The 17,926-nt window shown below is 68.6% G+C and carries 12 protein-coding genes; 11 read left to right on the forward strand and 1 reads right to left on the reverse strand.

Features of this window, described 5'->3' with window-relative positions:
- Nucleotides 1–2: 2 nt before the first annotated feature.
- The 8 genes from EDD31_RS09790 (at nucleotide 3) to rimI (ending at nucleotide 13,510) form a co-directional block, all read left to right on the forward strand.
- Complete coding sequence (locus EDD31_RS09790; RefSeq protein WP_123303985.1) at nucleotides 3–353, forward strand: holo-ACP synthase; 351 nt, start codon at nucleotides 3–5, stop codon at nucleotides 351–353.
- An 18-nt stretch (nucleotides 354–371) separates the two neighbouring features.
- Nucleotides 372–1,946, forward strand: coding sequence for a bifunctional ADP-dependent NAD(P)H-hydrate dehydratase/NAD(P)H-hydrate epimerase (locus EDD31_RS09795; protein WP_123303986.1), 1,575 nt, complete (start codon nucleotides 372–374; stop codon nucleotides 1,944–1,946).
- Between the two features lie 67 nt (nucleotides 1,947–2,013).
- The gene (gene alr, locus EDD31_RS09800; protein ID WP_123303987.1) at nucleotides 2,014–3,264 is read left to right on the forward strand and encodes an alanine racemase; all 1,251 of its coding nucleotides are present in this window, start codon (nucleotides 2,014–2,016) and stop codon (nucleotides 3,262–3,264) included.
- On the forward strand, nucleotides 3,261–3,806 hold the full coding sequence (gene tsaE / locus EDD31_RS09805) for a tRNA (adenosine(37)-N6)-threonylcarbamoyltransferase complex ATPase subunit type 1 TsaE (protein WP_211336100.1): 546 nt from the start codon (nucleotides 3,261–3,263) through the stop codon (nucleotides 3,804–3,806). The genes alr and tsaE overlap by 4 nt, the downstream gene beginning before the upstream one ends.
- Nucleotides 3,803–4,744 carry a hypothetical protein gene (locus tag EDD31_RS09810; RefSeq protein ID WP_123303989.1) on the forward strand — a complete coding sequence of 314 codons (942 nt, stop codon included), beginning with the start codon at nucleotides 3,803–3,805 and terminating at the stop codon, nucleotides 4,742–4,744. Before tsaE ends, EDD31_RS09810 begins: the two co-directional genes overlap by 4 nt.
- Nucleotides 4,745–4,944: 200 nt before the next feature.
- Nucleotides 4,945–12,126 carry a DUF7507 domain-containing protein gene (locus tag EDD31_RS09815; protein WP_148058921.1) on the forward strand — a complete coding sequence of 2,394 codons (7,182 nt, stop codon included), beginning with the start codon at nucleotides 4,945–4,947 and terminating at the stop codon, nucleotides 12,124–12,126.
- Nucleotides 12,127–12,236: 110 nt separating this feature from the next.
- A complete protein-coding gene (gene tsaB, locus EDD31_RS09820; RefSeq protein WP_123303991.1) occupies nucleotides 12,237–12,947 on the forward strand; it encodes a tRNA (adenosine(37)-N6)-threonylcarbamoyltransferase complex dimerization subunit type 1 TsaB in 711 nt (236 codons plus the stop codon).
- A 32-nt stretch (nucleotides 12,948–12,979) separates the two neighbouring features.
- On the forward strand, nucleotides 12,980–13,510 hold the full coding sequence (rimI, locus tag EDD31_RS09825; RefSeq protein ID WP_123303992.1) for a ribosomal protein S18-alanine N-acetyltransferase: 531 nt from the start codon (nucleotides 12,980–12,982) through the stop codon (nucleotides 13,508–13,510).
- A 7-nt stretch (nucleotides 13,511–13,517) separates the two neighbouring features.
- On the opposite strand, the gene EDD31_RS09830 is transcribed toward rimI, so the two are convergent.
- Nucleotides 13,518–14,162 carry a malonic semialdehyde reductase gene (locus EDD31_RS09830; protein WP_123303993.1) on the reverse strand — a complete coding sequence of 215 codons (645 nt, stop codon included), beginning with the start codon at nucleotides 14,160–14,162 and terminating at the stop codon, nucleotides 13,518–13,520.
- Between the two features lie 246 nt (nucleotides 14,163–14,408).
- Between EDD31_RS09830 and EDD31_RS09835 the strand changes: the two genes are divergently transcribed.
- Genes EDD31_RS09835 through EDD31_RS09845 form a run of 3 tightly spaced genes read left to right on the forward strand, consistent with a single transcriptional unit; the run spans nucleotide 14,409 to nucleotide 17,899 of the window.
- Complete coding sequence (locus EDD31_RS09835; protein ID WP_123303994.1) at nucleotides 14,409–15,122, forward strand: succinate dehydrogenase cytochrome b subunit; 714 nt, start codon at nucleotides 14,409–14,411, stop codon at nucleotides 15,120–15,122.
- Between the two features lie 9 nt (nucleotides 15,123–15,131).
- Complete coding sequence (locus EDD31_RS09840; protein WP_123303995.1) at nucleotides 15,132–17,159, forward strand: fumarate reductase/succinate dehydrogenase flavoprotein subunit; 2,028 nt, start codon at nucleotides 15,132–15,134, stop codon at nucleotides 17,157–17,159.
- Entirely contained in the window at nucleotides 17,156–17,899 is a 744-nt protein-coding gene (locus tag EDD31_RS09845) for a succinate dehydrogenase/fumarate reductase iron-sulfur subunit (protein WP_123303996.1), read from the forward strand. Before EDD31_RS09840 ends, EDD31_RS09845 begins: the two co-directional genes overlap by 4 nt.
- The last annotated feature ends 27 nt before the right edge of the window (nucleotides 17,900–17,926 follow it).

A 17,926-nucleotide genomic window follows, 5' to 3' on the forward strand; every position in this document is an offset into this window, starting at 1 on the left:
CCGTGATCGTGGCCATCGGCGTCGATCTGTGCGCCGTGCGGCGGCTCGCCGAGCGCCTCGAACGCGCCCCGCGCCTGGCCGAGCGGCTGTTCACCGCGGGCGAGCGCGGCCTGCCGGTGGAATCCTTGGCGGCCCGCTTCGCCGCCAAGGAGGCGGTGGCCAAGGCTCTGGGTTCCCCTGGTGGTCTGAGCTGGCAGGACTGTGAGGTGCGGAGCGCGGCCTCCGGTGCGCCGGAGGTGCACCTGCGTGGCGCGGTGGCTGCCCGCGCCGAGGAGCTGGGCATCACCCATTGGCACCTCTCCCTGAGTCACGACGGCGGCGCTGCCATCGCCATGGTGGTGGCCGAAAGGTAGGGGCGGCACCATAGGGACATGATCACCGCTCACACCGCCGAGGCTGTACGCGAGGCCGAGGAGCCCCTTCTCGCCGCGGGCGTGCCGCTGATGGAACGCGCCTCCTTTGCCCTGAGTACTGCCATCGCGCGAGAGCTGCGGGCGCGTGAGCAGCCCGTGAGCGGAGCTCGGGTGCTGCTGCTGGTCGGTGGGGGCAACAACGGCGGAGATGCCCTGCACGCCGGCGCCTACCTCGCCCGGCGCGGCTGCGCGGTGCGGGCGGCTCTGCTCGCACCCGAAGCGCGGGTCCATCCGGCCGGTCTCAGCGCTGCCCGGCGGGCCGGCGTCCAGGTCGAGCAGGTCGCCGGTGAGGACGGGCTGGTCTCGCTCGCCGCATCGCACCCGGTGTGGGTGGACGGCCTCACGGGGATTGGGGCCTCGGGCGGCCTTCGTTCCCCGCTGGCCGAAGCGGTGGAGGCCCTCACTGATCGCGCCGCAGAACTCCGCAGGGTCGGTTCGCCGCCGTTGATCGTGGCGGTGGACGTCCCCTCGGGGATCGGGGTCGACGACGGCAGCCTGCCCGGCCCGGTGCTGCCGGCCGATCTCACCGTGACCATGGGCGCGGTGAAAGCCGGGCTGGTGTTGCCGCCCGCCGCGCCACTGGCCGGGCGCATCGAGGTGGTGGATCTCGGGCTGGAGCTGGGCGAGGCGGAGGCCATGAGCCTGGAGGAGGGCGATGCGGCTGCGCGCTGGCCTGTTCCCGGCACTGCTGATCACAAGTACACCCGCGGCGTCCTCGGGGTGGCCGCCGGTTCAGCCACGTACCCGGGGGCCGCCGTCCTCACCGTGGCCGGGGCGCTCGCCACCGGGCCAGGCATGGTGCGCTACCTCGGCGCGCCCTCGGTCAGCGCCGCCGTCCTGGGGGCCTATCCGGAGGTGGTGGCCGGCTCCGGCCGGGTGCAGGCTTGGGTGCTCGGCCCTGGTGTGGACCCCGACGACGAGATCCGCTTGGAGGAGCTTGCTGAGTACCGCGACGCCGCTGCGGAGGCAGGCGTGCCCGTGATCTTCGATGCCGGCGGACTGAGCCTGCTGCACGAACGCGAGGTCAAGGCCGAGGGGCCTACGGTGATCACCCCGCATGCCGGAGAGCTCGCGGCGCTCCTGACCGCCCGGGGGAACGACGTCGCCCGCGCGGAGGTCGACGCCGCTCCGGCCGCTCACGCCCGGCGCGCAGCGCAGCTCACCGGTGCCGTGGTGCTTCTGAAAGGCAGCGCCACGGTGATCGCAGCGCCGGATGGGCCCCGGTATGTCCAGGCCGAGGCCACCGGCTGGTTGGCCACCGCCGGCGCCGGGGATGTCCTCGCCGGCGTGCTCGGCACCCTGGCCACAGCCGCGCAGAGCACCGCCGAGGCCGGCCATCGCCGCGTCACGGCCCGGGAACTCGCCGACGTCGCCGCCCTGGCGGTCTTCGTTCACGGCCGGGCGGCTCGCCGCGCCGCCGGGCTCCCGCCACACGCGCTCCCGGCGGCGGCCGGGGGACCTGCGGGTCACCCCCTGCGCGCCGGGGACGTGGCCGCAGCACTCCCCGCCGTCATCGGAGAGCTGCTCGGATAGCGCGCCACTGCCGCGCGGTCCGCGTTGCTCACGCTCACGCAGCGGGCTCGGGTGGGAGACTGGGGCCATGACGAGTGCGCCCCGCGGCCCCGTGACTGAGGAGGCCCCCGATCCGGGCTGGGCCGAGCCACACCCGGCACGCGCCCTGGTCGATCTGCAGGCCATCGCCGAGAACACCCGCCGTCTGAACGAGGTCACGCCCGCCGCCGAGGTCATGGCCGTGGTCAAGGCCGACGCTTACGGGCACGGCCAGCTCCCGGTGGCGCGCACCGCCCTGCAGGCCGGGGCCAGCTGGCTCGGCACGGCCCAGCTCACCGAGGCCCTGGCGTTGCGCGCCGAACTGGCCGCCGACGGGCTCCACCCTCCCATCCTGGCGTGGTTGTACTCGCCCTCGGCTGCGCTCGACGACGGGTTGCTCGCCGACATCGATCTCTCGGTCTCCACCCCGGCGGGCGTGCAGCAGGTGAGCGCCGCCGCCCACCGCACCGGCCGGACCGCCCGGATCCACCTCAAGGTCGATACCGGGATGGGGCGCGGGGGAGCCCGGGCTGAAGACTTCGGCGATCTCCTCCACGCCGCGGCGCAGGCGCGCGCGGAGGGGGCGGTGGAGATCACCGGCATCTGGTCGCACCTGGCACGCTCCGATGAACCGGAGCACTCCTTCACCGCCGAGCAGATCGAGGTCTTCACCTCCGCCCTCGCCCAGGCGGGTCAGGCGGGCATCGATCCGCAGGTGCGTCACCTCGCGAACTCGGCCGGAGCACTGTTCCACCCCGGGGCACACTTCGATCTGGTGCGCCCCGGGATCGCCACGTACGGCCTGAGCCCCGTGGCGGGGCAGAACCCGGCAGAGGTGGGCCTGCGCCCGGCCATGCACCTCCAGGCCCGCGTGGTGCTGGTCAAGGACGTGCCGCCCGGCACGCCCGTCTCCTACGGCGGCACCGCCCAGACCAGCACCGAGACACGCTTGGCCGTGGTGCCGCTCGGCTACGCCGACGGCCTGCCCCGGGTCGCCTCGGACCTCGGCCCCGTGCTGATCGGGGGCCTGCGCCGCCAGGTCACCGGCCGGGTGTGCATGGACCAGCTGGTGGTCGACCTCCAGGGCCGGGATCACTCGATCAGCGAGGGCACCGTGGTCACCCTCTTCGGTGACGGCGCACAGGGCCACCCCACGGCCGATGACTGGGCTCGGCTCTCCGGCACAATCAGCTACGAGATGGTGTCCCGCATCGGCACCCGAGTGCCGCGCATCTACCTGCCCGTGCGCGAGTCTGCGCCTGCCGGATCGCCCGTCATCACCCAGGAGGCCACCGCGTGAACACCATCGAGATCGAGCTCCCCGATGCCGAGGCCACCCGTGACTTCGGCGCGCGGCTGGCCGCGGTGCTGCGCCCCGGCGACCTCGTCCTGCTCTCCGGCGGGCTCGGGGCGGGCAAGACCACCCTGACCCAGGGCATCGGCGCCGGCCTGAACGTGCGCGGCCACGTCGCCTCGCCCACCTTCATCATCGCGCGCGTCCATCACTCCCTCGTTGATGGGCCGGATCTGGTGCACGTCGATGCCTACCGGCTCAGCTCGCTGGACGAGCTCGACGCGCTCGATCTGGACAGCTCGCTGGAGGAGTCCGTGACCGTCGTGGAGTGGGGGGCCGGCACCGCCGAGGCACTGTCCGCGGACCGGCTTGAGGTCGAGCTGCAGCGCCCGGAGGGTGCCGCGACGCCGGGTGTGGGAGGAGAGGCCGAGGTGGTCGACGCACCGATCGATCTGGAGGATCTTGCCGCGCCGGCTGCGCGCCGGGCCACGGTGCGCGCGGTGGGTTCGCGCTGGCGCGACCTCGACGCGGCGGACCTGCAGTCATGAACGAGCGCCCGGGCACGCGCCTCACTGCCGCACGGGCACGCTGGAGTGGGCGAGGCCTGCGCGCGGCGCTGGCCGGAGCAGTGCTGCTCGCGGTGTGGACCGCGCCGGCCGTGGCCCAGGAACTCGCGGAGACCGATCCTCCCCGACCGGTCGCGGCGGCCGATGTCCCTGAGGATGTGGTCGAGTGGTTCCTGGACGCCGGGAGCCAGGTGGTCACCAACCAGGCGATCCAAGTGCTGGGATTGTCCCCGGAGGCCGCCGCAGCCGCGGAACTCGGCCTGATCCGCTCGGTGATGACCTGGTCTCCCTCCTACATCGAGGCCACTTCACTCGTCGAGCCGGTCGTGCCGGCGGAGCGGTGGATCGCCCCGGTCATGAGCCCGGCGTCGGACGACGGTGACGCCGATGACGAACCGGAGGTCGAGCAGACCGGCAGCCCGGAAGACAGCGGCGATGCCGAGAGCGCAGCCGGGCTGGCCGACGAGCGCACGGTTGCCGATCCGGCCGAGAGTCCGGATCCGGCGACCGAGGAGGAGGAAGCAAACCCTGGCGAGTACCTCGGAATGCTCCATGCCGAGCGGATCGACAATGGCGGTATCCGCCTGCAGAGTTTCGTGCCGGGTGCCGCACCAGCACGCGATCTCGCCAGCCTGGACAGCGAGGCGATGCTGGTCTTCGACGAGGTGCTCGATGCGTGGTTCGCGATTGTCGACGGCGAGGTACAGCCGGCAGATGCGGTTGCCCGCGAGAGCCTGGCCGGCTCGATCTCGCTGCGGGATTACCAGTTCTTCGTGGCGGAGCGGTACGCGGCGGATGGAGACGCCACCGCAGAGGGCGGCGAGGCTGCCAGCGCGGAACCCGCGATCTGGACGGCGGGCATCCTGGGCAGTCTGCTCATGCTCACGGCGGCCATCGTCTGGCTCCGCAAGGGTGACTGAGCCGCCGGGAGGCGAGGCGTGGTGCCGGCTTCTCCGGCCGTGCGCTCGCCGGGGCGAGAAGATCGAAACCGTCCGGTCAGGTCAATCTCGCTGGGCGGAGGTCTGAAGCAGGGAACTGCCGGGAAGCCTGACAGGAAAGCCCCATAAATGTAGGGTCAAGTATCCTCTCCCGAGCTTCGCCTGGACATAATGGAGTGCCCGTGACTGCCGCCCTAGAATCTCGCACCCTACCCACGATCACGCGCACAGTAGCGGCCCTCCTGGCAACCCTGCTGGTCGGCGTGAGCTTTGTGATGGCTGCGCCTGCGGCGCAGGCCGCCCGCATCAGCCCGGTCGTTCCAGAAGGCTCGGGCTACACACAGACCTTCACCCAGCCGAACGTCGATCCGGTGGTGGCCACCTACTCCTTCTCCGGGGCAACGGTGGCGAGCGGAACCCAGCAACACCCCGACCGTGGCTCGAGCGTGGACAACTACTCGGAGCCGATTCCGGCCGGGACGGATGTGGCGTGGTTGCTGACATCGGCGGACTGCCCGGCGCCGGGCGGGGACTTCGATTGCCCGGGCCGCGGCACCGTGACCATCACCTTCGACCGCCCGGTCGACAACCCGACCGTGCACATCGCGGGACTGGGCGCGGGTCAGGCGAATGCTGCGTTCCACGCGGTGGGCACGCTCACCTCGGCTCCTGCCGGCGCCACGATGTCGGTCGTGGGCGATGCCACGAATCTTGAGGTGGTCAATGGGGGCACGACCTTCCAGGCCGGCACCATGAGAGCGAGTCCTTCGTGCAGCACCATTAACACGGGCTACGACGGCCTCGCTGGGTGTGGCAGCCTCCAGGTTGCCGGTACCGGGATCACCGAGTTGACCTTCGATATCGCTCTGCGCGGCAATAACAGTGGTGCCGCAACGACAGTGTCGTCCGATGAGGGCTGGTCGATGATTGTCACCCTCGAGGATGAGCCCGATCCCAGCTTGACCGTGCTGAAGTCCGCTGACGTGGAGGAGATCACTGCAGCTGGCCAAGAAATCACCTATTCCTTCGAGGTGACGAACACCGGCAATGTGGCGCTCTCGGACGTTGCGCCGGTGGAGGGTGACTTCTCGGGTTCGGGCGAGTTGGGGGAGATCAGCCCGGAGAGCGTGACGCTCGCTCCGGGGGAGAGCGCCGTGTTCAACGCGACCTACGAAGCGACCCAAGAGGACATCGACGCGGGCGGAATCACGAATACCGCGACCGCGACGGGCACACCGCCCGGTGATGCGGAGTTGCCGCCGGTGCCACCGTCGGAGGTGACCGTGCCCGCGGCCTCGGAGCCGGGCCTGTCGGTGCTCAAGTCGGCGAGCCCTTCGGACCCCGATGCCTATGTCGCTGGCCAAGTCATCGTGTACTCCTTCGAGGTGACGAATACCGGGAACGTCACGATCACGGACGTCGCGCCCGAAGAGGCGGACTTCACGGGCACGGGCGAGCTGGGTGAGATCACGCCGGAGAGCGTGGCCTTGGCCCCGGGTGAGGAGGCGACGTTCACGGCGAGCTATGTGGTGACTCAGGCGGACATTGACGCGGGCGGAGTCACGAATACCGCGACCGCGACGGGTACTCCGCCCGGTGGTGTCGAGTTGCCGCCGGTGCCGCCGTCGGAGGTGACCGTGCCCGCGGAAGCGGAGCCAGCTCTGTCGGTGGTGAAGTCTGCGGAGCCGGAAGAGGTGTCGGAGGCTGAGCAGGAGATCCTCTATTCCTTCGTGGTGACCAACACTGGAAACGTGACGATCACCGACGCCGCTCCGGTGGAGGGTGACTTCAGTGGTTCGGGTGAGTTGGGTGAGATCACGCCCGAGAGTGTGACCCTGGCTCCGGGTGAGGAGGCGACGTTTACGGCGAGCTATGTGGTGACCCAGGCGGACATCGATGCCGGGGGAATCACGAATACGGCCACCGCGACCGGAACGCCCCCCGGCGATGCGGAGTTGCCGCCGGTGCCGCCCTCGGAGGTCACCGTGCCCGCGGCCTCTGAGCCAGGTCTGTCGGTGGTCAAGTCGGGGAGTCCGTCGGACCCCGACTCGTATGTGGTCGGCCAGGAGATCGTCTATTCCTTCGAGGTGACGAATACCGGGAATGTGACAATCACGGACGCCGCTCCGGTGGAGGGTGACTTCAGTGGTTCGGGTGAGTTGGGTGAGATCACGCCCGAGAGTGCGATCCTGGCTCCCGGTGAGAGCGCGACCTTCACCGCGGAATACACCCTCACCCAGGACGACATCAACGAGGGCGGAGTCACGAACACCGCGACCGCGACGGGAACGCCTCCGGGCGACGTCGAGTTGCCGCCGGTGCCGCCCTCGGAGGTCGAGATCCCAGTGGCCTCCGACCCGTCCTTGTCGGTGGTGAAGTCCGCTGATCTGGAGGAGGTCACCGAGGCTGAGCAGGAGATTGTCTATTCCTTTGTGGTGACGAATACCGGGAATGTGACAATCACGGACGCCGCTCCGGTGGAGGGTGACTTCAGTGGTTCGGGTGAGTTGGGTGAGATCACGCCGGAGAGCGTGGCCTTGGCCCCGGGTGAGGAGGCGACGTTCACGGCGAGCTATGTGGTGACTCAGGCGGACATTGACGCGGGCGGAGTCACGAATACCGCGACCGCGACGGGTACTCCGCCCGGTGGTGTCGAGTTGCCGCCGGTGCCGCCGTCGGAGGTGACCGTGCCCGCGGAAGCGGAGCCAGCTCTGTCGGTGGTGAAGTCTGCGGAGCCGGAAGAGGTGTCGGAGGCTGAGCAGGAGATCCTCTATTCCTTCGTGGTGACCAACACTGGAAACGTGACAATCACGGACGCCGCTCCGGTGGAGGGTGACTTCAGTGGTTCGGGTGAGTTGGGTGAGATCACGCCGGAGAGCGTGGCCTTGGCCCCGGGTGAGGAGGCGACGTTCACGGCGAGCTATGTGGTGACTCAGGCGGACATTGACGCGGGCGGAGTCACGAATACCGCGACCGCGACGGGTACTCCGCCCGGTGGTGTCGAGTTGCCGCCGGTGCCGCCGTCGGAGGTGACCGTGCCCGCGGAAGCGGAGCCAGCTCTGTCGGTGGTGAAGTCTGCGGAGCCGGAAGAGGTGTCGGAGGCTGAGCAGGAGATCCTCTATTCCTTCGTGGTGACCAACACTGGAAACGTGACAATCACGGACGCCGCTCCGGTGGAGGGTGACTTCAGTGGTTCGGGTGAGTTGGGTGAGATCACCCCGGAGAGTGTGACCCTGGCTCCGGGTGAGGAGGCGACGTTTACGGCGAGCTATGTGGTGACCCAGGCGGACATTGACGCCGGGGGAATCACGAATACCGCGACCGCGACGGGTACTCCGCCCGGTGGTGTCGAGTTGCCGCCGGTGCCGCCGTCGGAGGTGACCGTGCCCGCGGAAGCCGACCCGAGTCTGACCGTGGTGAAGTCTGCGGAGCCGGAAGAGGTGACGGAGGCTGAGCAGGAGATCCTCTACTCCTTCGTGGTGACCAACACCGGAAACGTGACGATCACCGACGCCGCTCCGGTGGAGGGTGACTTCTCCGGCACGGGTGAGTTGGGTGAGATCACCCCGGAGAGTGTGACGCTCGCTCCGGGTGAGGAGGCGACGTTTACGGCGAGCTATGTGGTGACGCAGGCGGACATTGACGCCGGGGGAATCACGAATACGGCCACCGCGACGGGTGCTCCGCCCGGTGGTGTCGAGTTGCCGCCGGTGCCGCCGTCGGAGGTGACGGTGCCCGCGGCCTCTGAGCCGGGTCTGTCGGTGGTGAAGTCTGCGGAGCCGGAAGAGGTGTCGGAGGCTGAGCAGGAGATTGTCTATTCCTTTGTGGTGACGAATACCGGGAATGTGACGATCACGGATGCCGCTCCGGTGGAGGGTGAGTTCTCCGGTTCGGGTGAGTTGGGGGAGATTACCCCGGAGAGTGTGACGCTCGCCCCGGGTGAGGAGGCGACGTTCTCGGCGAGCTATGTGGTGACGCAGGCGGACATCGACGCCGGTGGAATCACGAACACGGCCACTGCGACGGGTACTCCGCCCGGCGGGGTCGAGCTGCCGCCGGTGCCTCCCTCGGAAGTGACCGTGCCTGCCGAGCCTGATCCCGGGCTCACCGTTGTGAAGTCCTCAACCCCGTCGGACCCCGACTCGTATGTGGTCGGTCAGGAGATCCTCTATTCCTTCGTAGTGACGAACACCGGGAACGTGACGATCACGGACGCCGCGCCCGTCGAAGGCGACTTCTCCGGGACGGGAGATCTCGGTGAGATCACCCCCGAGAGCGTGATCTTGGCTCCCGGTGAGAGTGCGACCTTCACCGCGGAATACACCCTCACCCAAGCCGATGTCGACGCCGGCAATGTCACCAACACCGCGTCCGCGACGGGCACACCGCCCGGCGATGCGGAGTTGCCACCGGTCCCGCCGTCAGAGAACGAGCTCCCGATCCTTGGCGATCCGAGCCTGACCGTGGTGAAGTCGGCTGATCTGGAGGAGGTCACCGAGGCTGAGCAGGAGATTGTCTATTCCTTTGTGGTGACAAACACCGGGAATGTGACGGTCACGGATGCCGCTCCGGTGGAGGGTGAGTTCTCCGGGACGGGTGAGTTGGGGGAGATCACGCCGGAGAGCGTGACGCTGATCCCGGGTGAGGAGGCGACGTTCACGGCGAGCTATGTGGTGACTCAGGCGGACATCGACGCCGGGGGAATCACGAATACCGCGACCGCGACCGGCACACCGCCTGGAGATGCGGAGTTGCCGCCGGTGCCTCCCTCGGAAGTGACCGTGCCCGCGGTTCTTGAACCTGGACTAGGTGTCGTCAAGTCTTCGACTCCGTCCGACCCAGACTCATATCTGGCCGGCCAGGAGGTTGTCTACTCCTTCGTGGTGACGAATACCGGGAACACGACGCTCACGGATGTTGCGCCGGTGGAGGGTGAGTTCAGTGGTTCGGGTGAGTTGGGGGAGATTGCGCCCGAGAGCGTGACGCTCGCTCCCGGTGAGAGCGCGACCTTCACCGCGGAATACACCCTCACCCAAGCCGATGTCGACGCCGGTGGCGTGACCAACACTGCCACCGCGACCGGCACGCCGCCCGGAGATGTGGAGCTGCCACCCGTCCCGCCCTCGGAGAACGAATTCCCGGTCGTCTCCGACCCAAGCCTGACCGTGGTGAAGTCCGCAGAACCGGAAGAGGTGTCGGAGGCCGGTGACGAGATCGTCTACTCCTTCGTGGTGACCAATGCCGGGAACGTGACGATCACGGATGTCGCTCCGGTGGAGGGTGATTTCACCGGGACAGGTGAGTTGGGGGAGATCACGCCGGAGAGCGTGACGCTGATCCCGGGTGAGAGTGCGACCTTCACCGCGGACTACACCCTCACCCAGGCGGACATCGACGCGGGCGGAATCACGAACACCGCGACCGCGACGGGCACACCGCCGGGCGATGTCGAGTTGCCGCCAGTGCCGCCGTCGGAGGTGACGGTGCCCGCGGAGTCAGATCCGAGCCTGACCGTGGTGAAGTCCGCGGAACCGGAAGAGGTGTCGGAGGCCGGTGACGAGATCGTCTACTCGTTCGTGGTGACCAATACGGGGAATGTCACCATCACGGACGCGGCTCCGGTGGAGGGTGATTTCACCGGGACAGGTGAGTTGGGTGAGATCACGCCGGAGAGCGTGACGCTGATCCCGGGTGAGAGTGCGACCTTTACCGCGGACTACACCCTCACCCAGGCAGATATCGACGCGGGCGGAATCACGAACACCGCGACCGCGACGGGCACACCGCCGGGCGATGTCGAGTTGCCGCCGGTGCCGCCGTCGGAGGTGACGGTGCCCGCGGAGTCAGATCCGAGCCTCTCGGTGGTGAAGTCTGCTGAACCGGAAGAGGTGTCGGAGGCCGGTGACGAGATCGTCTACTCCTTCGTGGTGACGAACACCGGGAATGTGACGATCACGGACGCCGCTCCAGTCGAGGGTGAGTTCACCGGTTCGGGTGAGCTGGGCGCGATCACGCCCGAGAGCGTGAGCTTGGCTCCCGGTGAGAGTGCGACCTTCACCGCGGAGTACACCCTCACCCAGGCAGACATCGACGCCGGGGGAATCACGAATACCGCGACCGCGACGGGCACACCGCCGGGCGATGTCGAGTTGCCGCCGGTGCCGCCGTCCGAGGTGACGGTGCCCGCGGAAGCCGACCCGGGCCTGTCGGTCGTCAAGTCGGCGAGCCCGTCGGACCCTGACTCCTATGTAGTCGGTCAAGAGATCGTCTACTCCTTCGTGGTGACGAACACCGGAAACGTGACGATCACGGACGCCGCTCCAGTCGAGGGTGAGTTCACCGGGACAGGTGAGTTGGGGGAGATCACGCCGGAGAGCGTGACGCTGATCCCGGGTGAGAGTGCGACCTTCACTGCGGAGTACACCCTCACCCAGGCGGACGTCGACGCGGGCGGGGTGACGAACACGGCGACCGCGACGGGCACACCGCCCGGAGATGTGGAACTACCGCCGGTCCCGCCGTCGGAGAACGAGCTCCCGGTTCTTCCGGAGCCGGGCCTCATGGTCATCAAGACCGCTGATGTGCACGAGGTGGCATCCGCCGGGCAGGAGATTCTCTACTCCTTCGTGGTGACCAATACGGGAAATGTGACGATCACGGACGCCGCTCCAGTCGAGGGTGAGTTCACCGGGACAGGTGAGTTGGGGGAGATCACGCCGGAGAGCGTGACGCTGATCCCGGGTGAGAGTGCGACCTTCACCGCGGAGTACACCCTCACCCAGGCGGACATCGACGCGGGCGGGGTGACGAACACGGCGACCGCGACGGGCACACCGCCCGGAGATGTGGAACTACCGCCGGTCCCGCCGTCGGAGTACGAGGTGCCTGCTCTCCACGAGCCAGACCTCACGGTCGTGAAGACTGCCGATCTGGACGAGGTCACCGCATCTGGTGAGGAGATCGTCTATTCGTTCGTGGTCTCCAACACCGGAAACGTGACGCTCACCGATGTCGCCCCGGTGGAGGGTGAGTTCTCCGGGACGGGTGAGTTGGGGGAGATCGTGCCGGTGAGTGTGACACTCGCTCCCGGTGAGAGTGCGACCTTCACCGCGGAGTACACCGTGACCACGGCTGACCTCACGGCCGCCACACTGGTGAATACGGCGACCGCGACGGGCACGCCACCACGGGGTGGACCGATGGTCAGCGATCCGTCGTCGACGTCCACGGCCGTGTCGCCTCCGGACGACAAGAAGCTCCCGTCCACCGGTGTTCAGCCCTTCGGGTTGATCGGCCTCGCGGCAGCCTTCCTGCTCACCGGAGCGATCGTCGTGCGTGGCACGGGGCAGCGCCGACGCTCCTGACCGGAAGCGTGGCCGCAGGCCTGCAGTCGCAGGCCTGCGGCCACAACCTCGAGGCGAACGCGCGGGCGTGATCGGACGGCTTGGGTGTGCCCGAGACATAACCTAGGACTGTGCGCATTCTCAGTATCGACAGCTCGGGTGGCTCGACCGTCGCGCTCGTGGAGGTGCTCGACGGCTCGGCCACGGTCCTTGGGTGCTCCGCCTCGGAGAACCCCCGTCAGCATGCGGAGTCACTGACTCCGATGATCGGCGCCTTGCTCGAGAGCCGTGGCAGCGAGGTGGATGTGGTGGCCGCAGGGACAGGGCCAGGGCCTTTCACCGGGTTGCGGGCTGGTCTGATGACCGCCCGTGTCTTCGCCCGTGGCCGCGGTATCCCCGTCTACGGGGTGTGCTCGCTCGATGTGCTGGCTCGCCAGGCCTTCGATGCCGGTGCCACCGGCGAGGTGCTCGTGGCGACGGATGCGCGCCGCCGTGAGGTCTACTGGGCGCGATATCGCGCCGCCGGGAAGCAGGACGTCACCGCGCTGGCCGGCCCTGGCGTCGGCGCGCCGGCCGAGGTTACCGCCGATCAGGCAGGAGTCTTGGCCAGCGAGGACGGCGCCGTGGTGGGCGCCGGGGCGGCTCTGTACTCCGATCTGCTGCCCCCGCGGCTACCTGAGGGCGCGACGGACCTGGTGCACGCCGTCGACGCCGCTGTGCTCGCCCGGATCGTGGCCGGGCGCCTGCGCGCCCAGGCCGAAGGTGCCGCGGTGGACCTGAGCCTCGAACCTCGCTATCTGCGCCGCCCCGACGCCGTGGCAGCACGCTCGGCCACCGTGTGAGGCGCGACGGAACACCGGGGGAGACTGGGTGGATGGACCAGGGCGGGAACGAGGCCGGTGCGCCGCAGGCCGCCGTGTCACTGCGGCCCTTGGTCCTGGCCGACCTTGATCGGGTGATGGAACTGGAGGCCGAGCTCTTCGGCGCCGGTGCATGGCCGAGGGGCACCTACATCGAGGAGCTCACTGAGGCGCCGGATCGCGTCTACGTGGCCGCCGTGGACGAGGACGATCTCGTGGGCTATGCGGGCGTGGTCATCGCCGACGAAGCCCAGATCATGACCGTCGGGGTGGCGCAGTCGCATCAGGGCCGGGGCATTGGCGCCCGCCTGGTGGACGCGCTGCTGGATGCGGCCCGCGAGGCCGGTGCTCGCAGCTGCCTCCTGGAGGTGCGCGCCGCAGACGAGGGGGCGCAACGGCTCTACGCGCGTGCCGGATTCACGCCTCTGGGGCTGCGCCGCAGGTACTACCCCGGGGGAGCGGACGCCGTGGTGATGCGGGCGCGGCTACGGCCTCCTCGCCACACCGGACCGGGGCCGATCGGCGCTGAGGTCACCGGCACCTAGTTGACGCTCAGAGCACCTGGGCGGCCTGGCTGAACTCCAGGCGGCCGGCGCGCGGGCGCTGCGCCTGCGGATCCTCGGGGTCGGGCGCGTGACCCACATTGAGGACCGCCAAGGTCCTCCACCCGGTCTCGGAATGCACGGCGGAGTCGACACCGTCGGCATCCAGCCCGGTCATCGGACCCACCTGCAGCCCGTGGGCACGCAGGCCCAGGATGAGGTAGCCGAGCTGGAGCAACCCATTGAAGCGGCCCAGCTCGAGTCGTGCCTCGGACCTGGCCGGGTCGGCGAAGGACTCCCGCATCCCCGCCCGATGGGGCGCTAAGGTCTCCATGTGCTCGTGCCAGGCCGGATCGAAAGCAGCCACCACCGTCAGCGGCGCGGCGCGCGTCTTGTCACGGTTGGACTCGCTGAGATGGTCGATCACCGACCCGCGCGCCGTCTCGCCGGCAAGCACCGTCAGGCGCAGGGGTTGGGTGTTCATCGCCGTCGGGGCCCACCGCAGGTCCTCGTACACCTGCTGGATGGTGGCCGCGTCCACGGGATCAGCGGTATAGCGGTGGGTGGTGTGGGCTCCGGAGAAGAGTGTCTCCCGGATCTCGGCGGGCAGAGCTGCGGATGCAGGTGCGGACGTGTGCGAGACGGCAGGGCTCATGTCCGCACGTAACCGCGCAGAAGCGCTCAGCGTTCCATCGGCGACGGTGAGATGGGTCACCTAGCTGCCCGTGGTGGGGCGTGGCACGGTGGCCAGGCGGTCCATCCCGGCCTAGCTGACAGCGCGTCATGACGGGCGTCGCGGCGGTGAACGACCCCTTTCGTCAGGGGAGACGCGCGAAATTCCGCCACTCGCGCCGGACGGATCCGGACAGCGGATCGCCGCTGTCTCGCTAGGATCGACCTCATGGCGACGACCTCCGCACCCCCGGCGCCGACGGTGCCCCGCCGGGCCAGGTACACCACAGTGGCCCTCAAGTGGGCCATGGCAATCTCCGGGCTCCTCTTCGTGGGCTTCGTGCTGCTGCACATGTACGGCAACTTCAAGGCCTTCGAAGGTCAGGAGAGCTTCGACGCCTACGCGGAGTCCTTGCGCACGCTCGGGACGCCGGTGCTGCCCTATTACGGCTTCCTGTGGATCCAGCGTGTGGTGCTGACCGTGGCGCTCGTGGTGCACGTCGTCTCCGCGGTGATGCTGTGGCGGCGCGCCAGCAAGGCCCGCCCGCGCGCCTACGTGGTGAAGAAGCGCTCAGCCGGAACCTCTTACGCCGCGCGCACCATGCGCTGGGGCGGTGTGATCCTGCTGCTGTTCATCATCTTCCATATCCTGCAGTTCACCACGGTGAGTTTCGAGGTCGGCGGAAGCTTCGACAGCGAGTACGACCGCCTGGTGGCCGCTTTCCAGCCCGAGGCCTGGTGGGTCTACACCTTCTACTTCATCGCCAACCTCGCGCTCGCACTCCACGTGCGCCACGGCGTCTTCTCCGCGCTGCAGACCCTGAGCATCTCCGACCGCCGCAAGCAGCGGCTGATCAACATCCTGGCGCTCCTGGTGGCCTTGGCTCTGTTCATCGGTTTCATGACGCCGCCGACCGCCATGCTGTTCGGCATCATCAGCTAACGAGGATCCATGACCACCACTGACACTCCCGCACCCGCCGTCAGCGAGGGCCTCGTCAACGGCCTCTACCGCGAGGGCGAGCCCATCGCCGATAGCAAGGCTCCCTCCGGCCCGCTGCAGAACCGCTGGGAGGAGCGCAAGTTCTCCGCCCGCCTGGTCAACCCCGCCAACCGCCGCAAGATGAGCGTGATCATCGTGGGCACCGGGCTTGCCGGCGCCTCGGCCGCGGCCACCCTCGGCGAGGCCGGCTACAACGTCAAGGCCTTCTACTACCAGGACAGCGCCCGGCGCGCGCACTCCATCGCCGCTCAGGGCGGCATCAACGCCGCCAAGAACTATAAGAACGACAACGACTCGACCTTCCGGCTGTTCTACGACACCGTCAAGGGCGGTGACTACCGCGCCCGCGAGTCCAATGTGTACCGCCTCGCTGAGGTGTCCGCCGCCATCATCGACCAGGCTGTGGCCCAGGGCGTGCCCTTTGCCCGCGAGTACGGGGGCTTGCTGGACAACCGCTCCTTCGGTGGCGTGCAGGTCTCCCGCACCTTCTATGCCCGCGGCCAGACCGGCCAGCAGCTCCTCATCGGCGCCTACCAGGCCTTCCAGCGCCAGGTGGCCGCCGGCACCGTCACCTCCTATGCGCGGCACGAGATGCTCGAGCTGATCGTGGCTGACGGCCGAGCCCGCGGCATCATCGTGCGCGACATGGTCACCGGGGAGATCGAGACTCACCTGGCCGACGCGGTGGTGCTGGGCACCGGTGGTTACGGCAACGTCTTCTTCCTCTCCACCAATGCCATGGGATCGAACGTCTCGGCGGCCTGGCGTGCACACCGCAAGGGCGCCTACTTCGGTAACCCCTGCTACACCCAGATTCACCCCACCTGTATCCCGGTCTCCGGGTCCCACCAGTCCAAGCTGACCCTGATGAGCGAGTCGCTGCGCAACGATGGCCGCATCTGGGTGCCCAAGGACCCGGCCGACTGCGACAAGGACCCGCGCGAGATTCCTGAGGACGCCCGCGACTACTACCTGGAGCGGATCTACCCGGCATTCGGCAACCTAGTCCCGCGCGACATCGCTTCACGCTCGGCCAAGTACCAGTGCGACGACGGTCGCGGGGTGGGCCCGGCGGTGGACGAGGTTCAGCCGGACGGCTCCACCAAGCAGGTGCGCCGCGGCGTGTACCTCGACTTCGCCGATGCGATCAAGCGCATGGGCAAATCCACCGTCGCCGCCAAGTACGGCAACCTCTTCGATATGTATCAGCGCATCACCGGGGAGGACCCCTACGAGGTGCCGATGCGGATCTACCCGGCCGTGCACTACACGATGGGCGGGCTGTGGGTGGACTACGACCTGCAGTCGACCATCCCCGGGCTCTTCGTGACCGGTGAGGCGAACTTCTCCGACCACGGCGCGAACCGCCTGGGCGCCTCGGCGCTGATGCAGGGACTTTCGGACGGTTACTTCGTTCTCCCCAACACCATCAACGACTACCTCGCGGACGCTCCCTTCGAGGCGCTGCCCGAGGACCACCCGGCGGTGGCTGAGGCGCACGCCTCGGTCAGCGAGCGCGTGCACAAGCTGCTCTCCGTCAACGGTTCGCGCTCGGTCGATTCCTTCCACCGCGAACTCGGCACGATCATGTGGGAGTACTGCGGGATGGACCGCTCCGAGGAGGGCCTGAAGTACGCCATCGGGCGCATCCGTGAGCTCCGGGAGGAGTTCTGGCGCGATGTGCGGGTGCTCGGTGAGAACGAGGAGCTCAACCAGGCTCTCGAGCGGGCCGGCCGCGTGGCCGACTTCCTCGAGTTGGGCGAGCTCATGTGCGTCGATGCCCTGCACCGCCGCGAATCCTGCGGTGGGCACTTCCGCTCGGAGTCCCAGACCGAGGACGGTGAGGCACTGCGTGACGACGAGAACTTCGCCTACGTCGCAGCCTGGGAATGGGGCGGCGAGGGCGAGGCGCCGGTGCTCCACAAGGAGGACCTGCAGTACGAATACGTCGAGATGAAGCAGCGGAGCTACAAGTGAAGATCACGCTCAAGGTCATGCGCCAGACCGGGCCGTCTGCCGAGCCTCGGCTGGTCCAGTACGAACTCATGGGCATCAGCGGTGACATGTCCTTCCTGGAGATGCTCGACGTGCTCAACGAGGAACTCACCGAGCGCGGTGAGGACCCGGTCGCCTTCGACTCGGACTGCCGCGAGGGCATCTGCGGCATGTGCGGCATCGTCATCGACGGTGAGGCTCACGGCCCGGAACGCACCACCGTCTGCCAGCTGCACATGCGCTCCTTCAAGGACGGCGATGTCATCACCTTGGAGCCGTGGCGCGCCTCGGCCTTCCCGGTGATCAAGGACCTCGTGGTCGACCGCTCCTCCTTCGACCGCATCATCCAGGCCGGCGGCTACATCTCGGTGAACACCGGTGCCGCCCCGGACGCGCACGCCACCCCGGTGCCCAAGGAGGACTCCGACCGTGCCTTCGAGGCCGCCGCCTGCATCGGCTGCGGCGCCTGCGTGGCGGCCTGCCCGAACGCCTCCTCGATGCTCTTCACTGCCGCGAAGGTCGCGCACCTCGGCCTGCTGCCCCAGGGCCAGCCCGAGCGTGAGGCGCGCGTGGTCAACATGTTGCAGCAGCAGGACGCCGAGGGCTTCGGTGGCTGCACCAACATCGGCGAGTGCGCCGCGGTGTGCCCCAAGGAGATCCCGCTGGATGTCATCTCCACCTTGAACCGCGACCTCGGCAAGGCCCTCGCCGGCCGGGGCTGAGACCTGCGCTGCCACCGCATCGCCAGT

It is taken from the genome of Bogoriella caseilytica, from assembly GCF_003752405.1.
Classification (GTDB): domain Bacteria; phylum Actinomycetota; class Actinomycetes; order Actinomycetales; family Actinomycetaceae; genus Allobogoriella; species Allobogoriella caseilytica.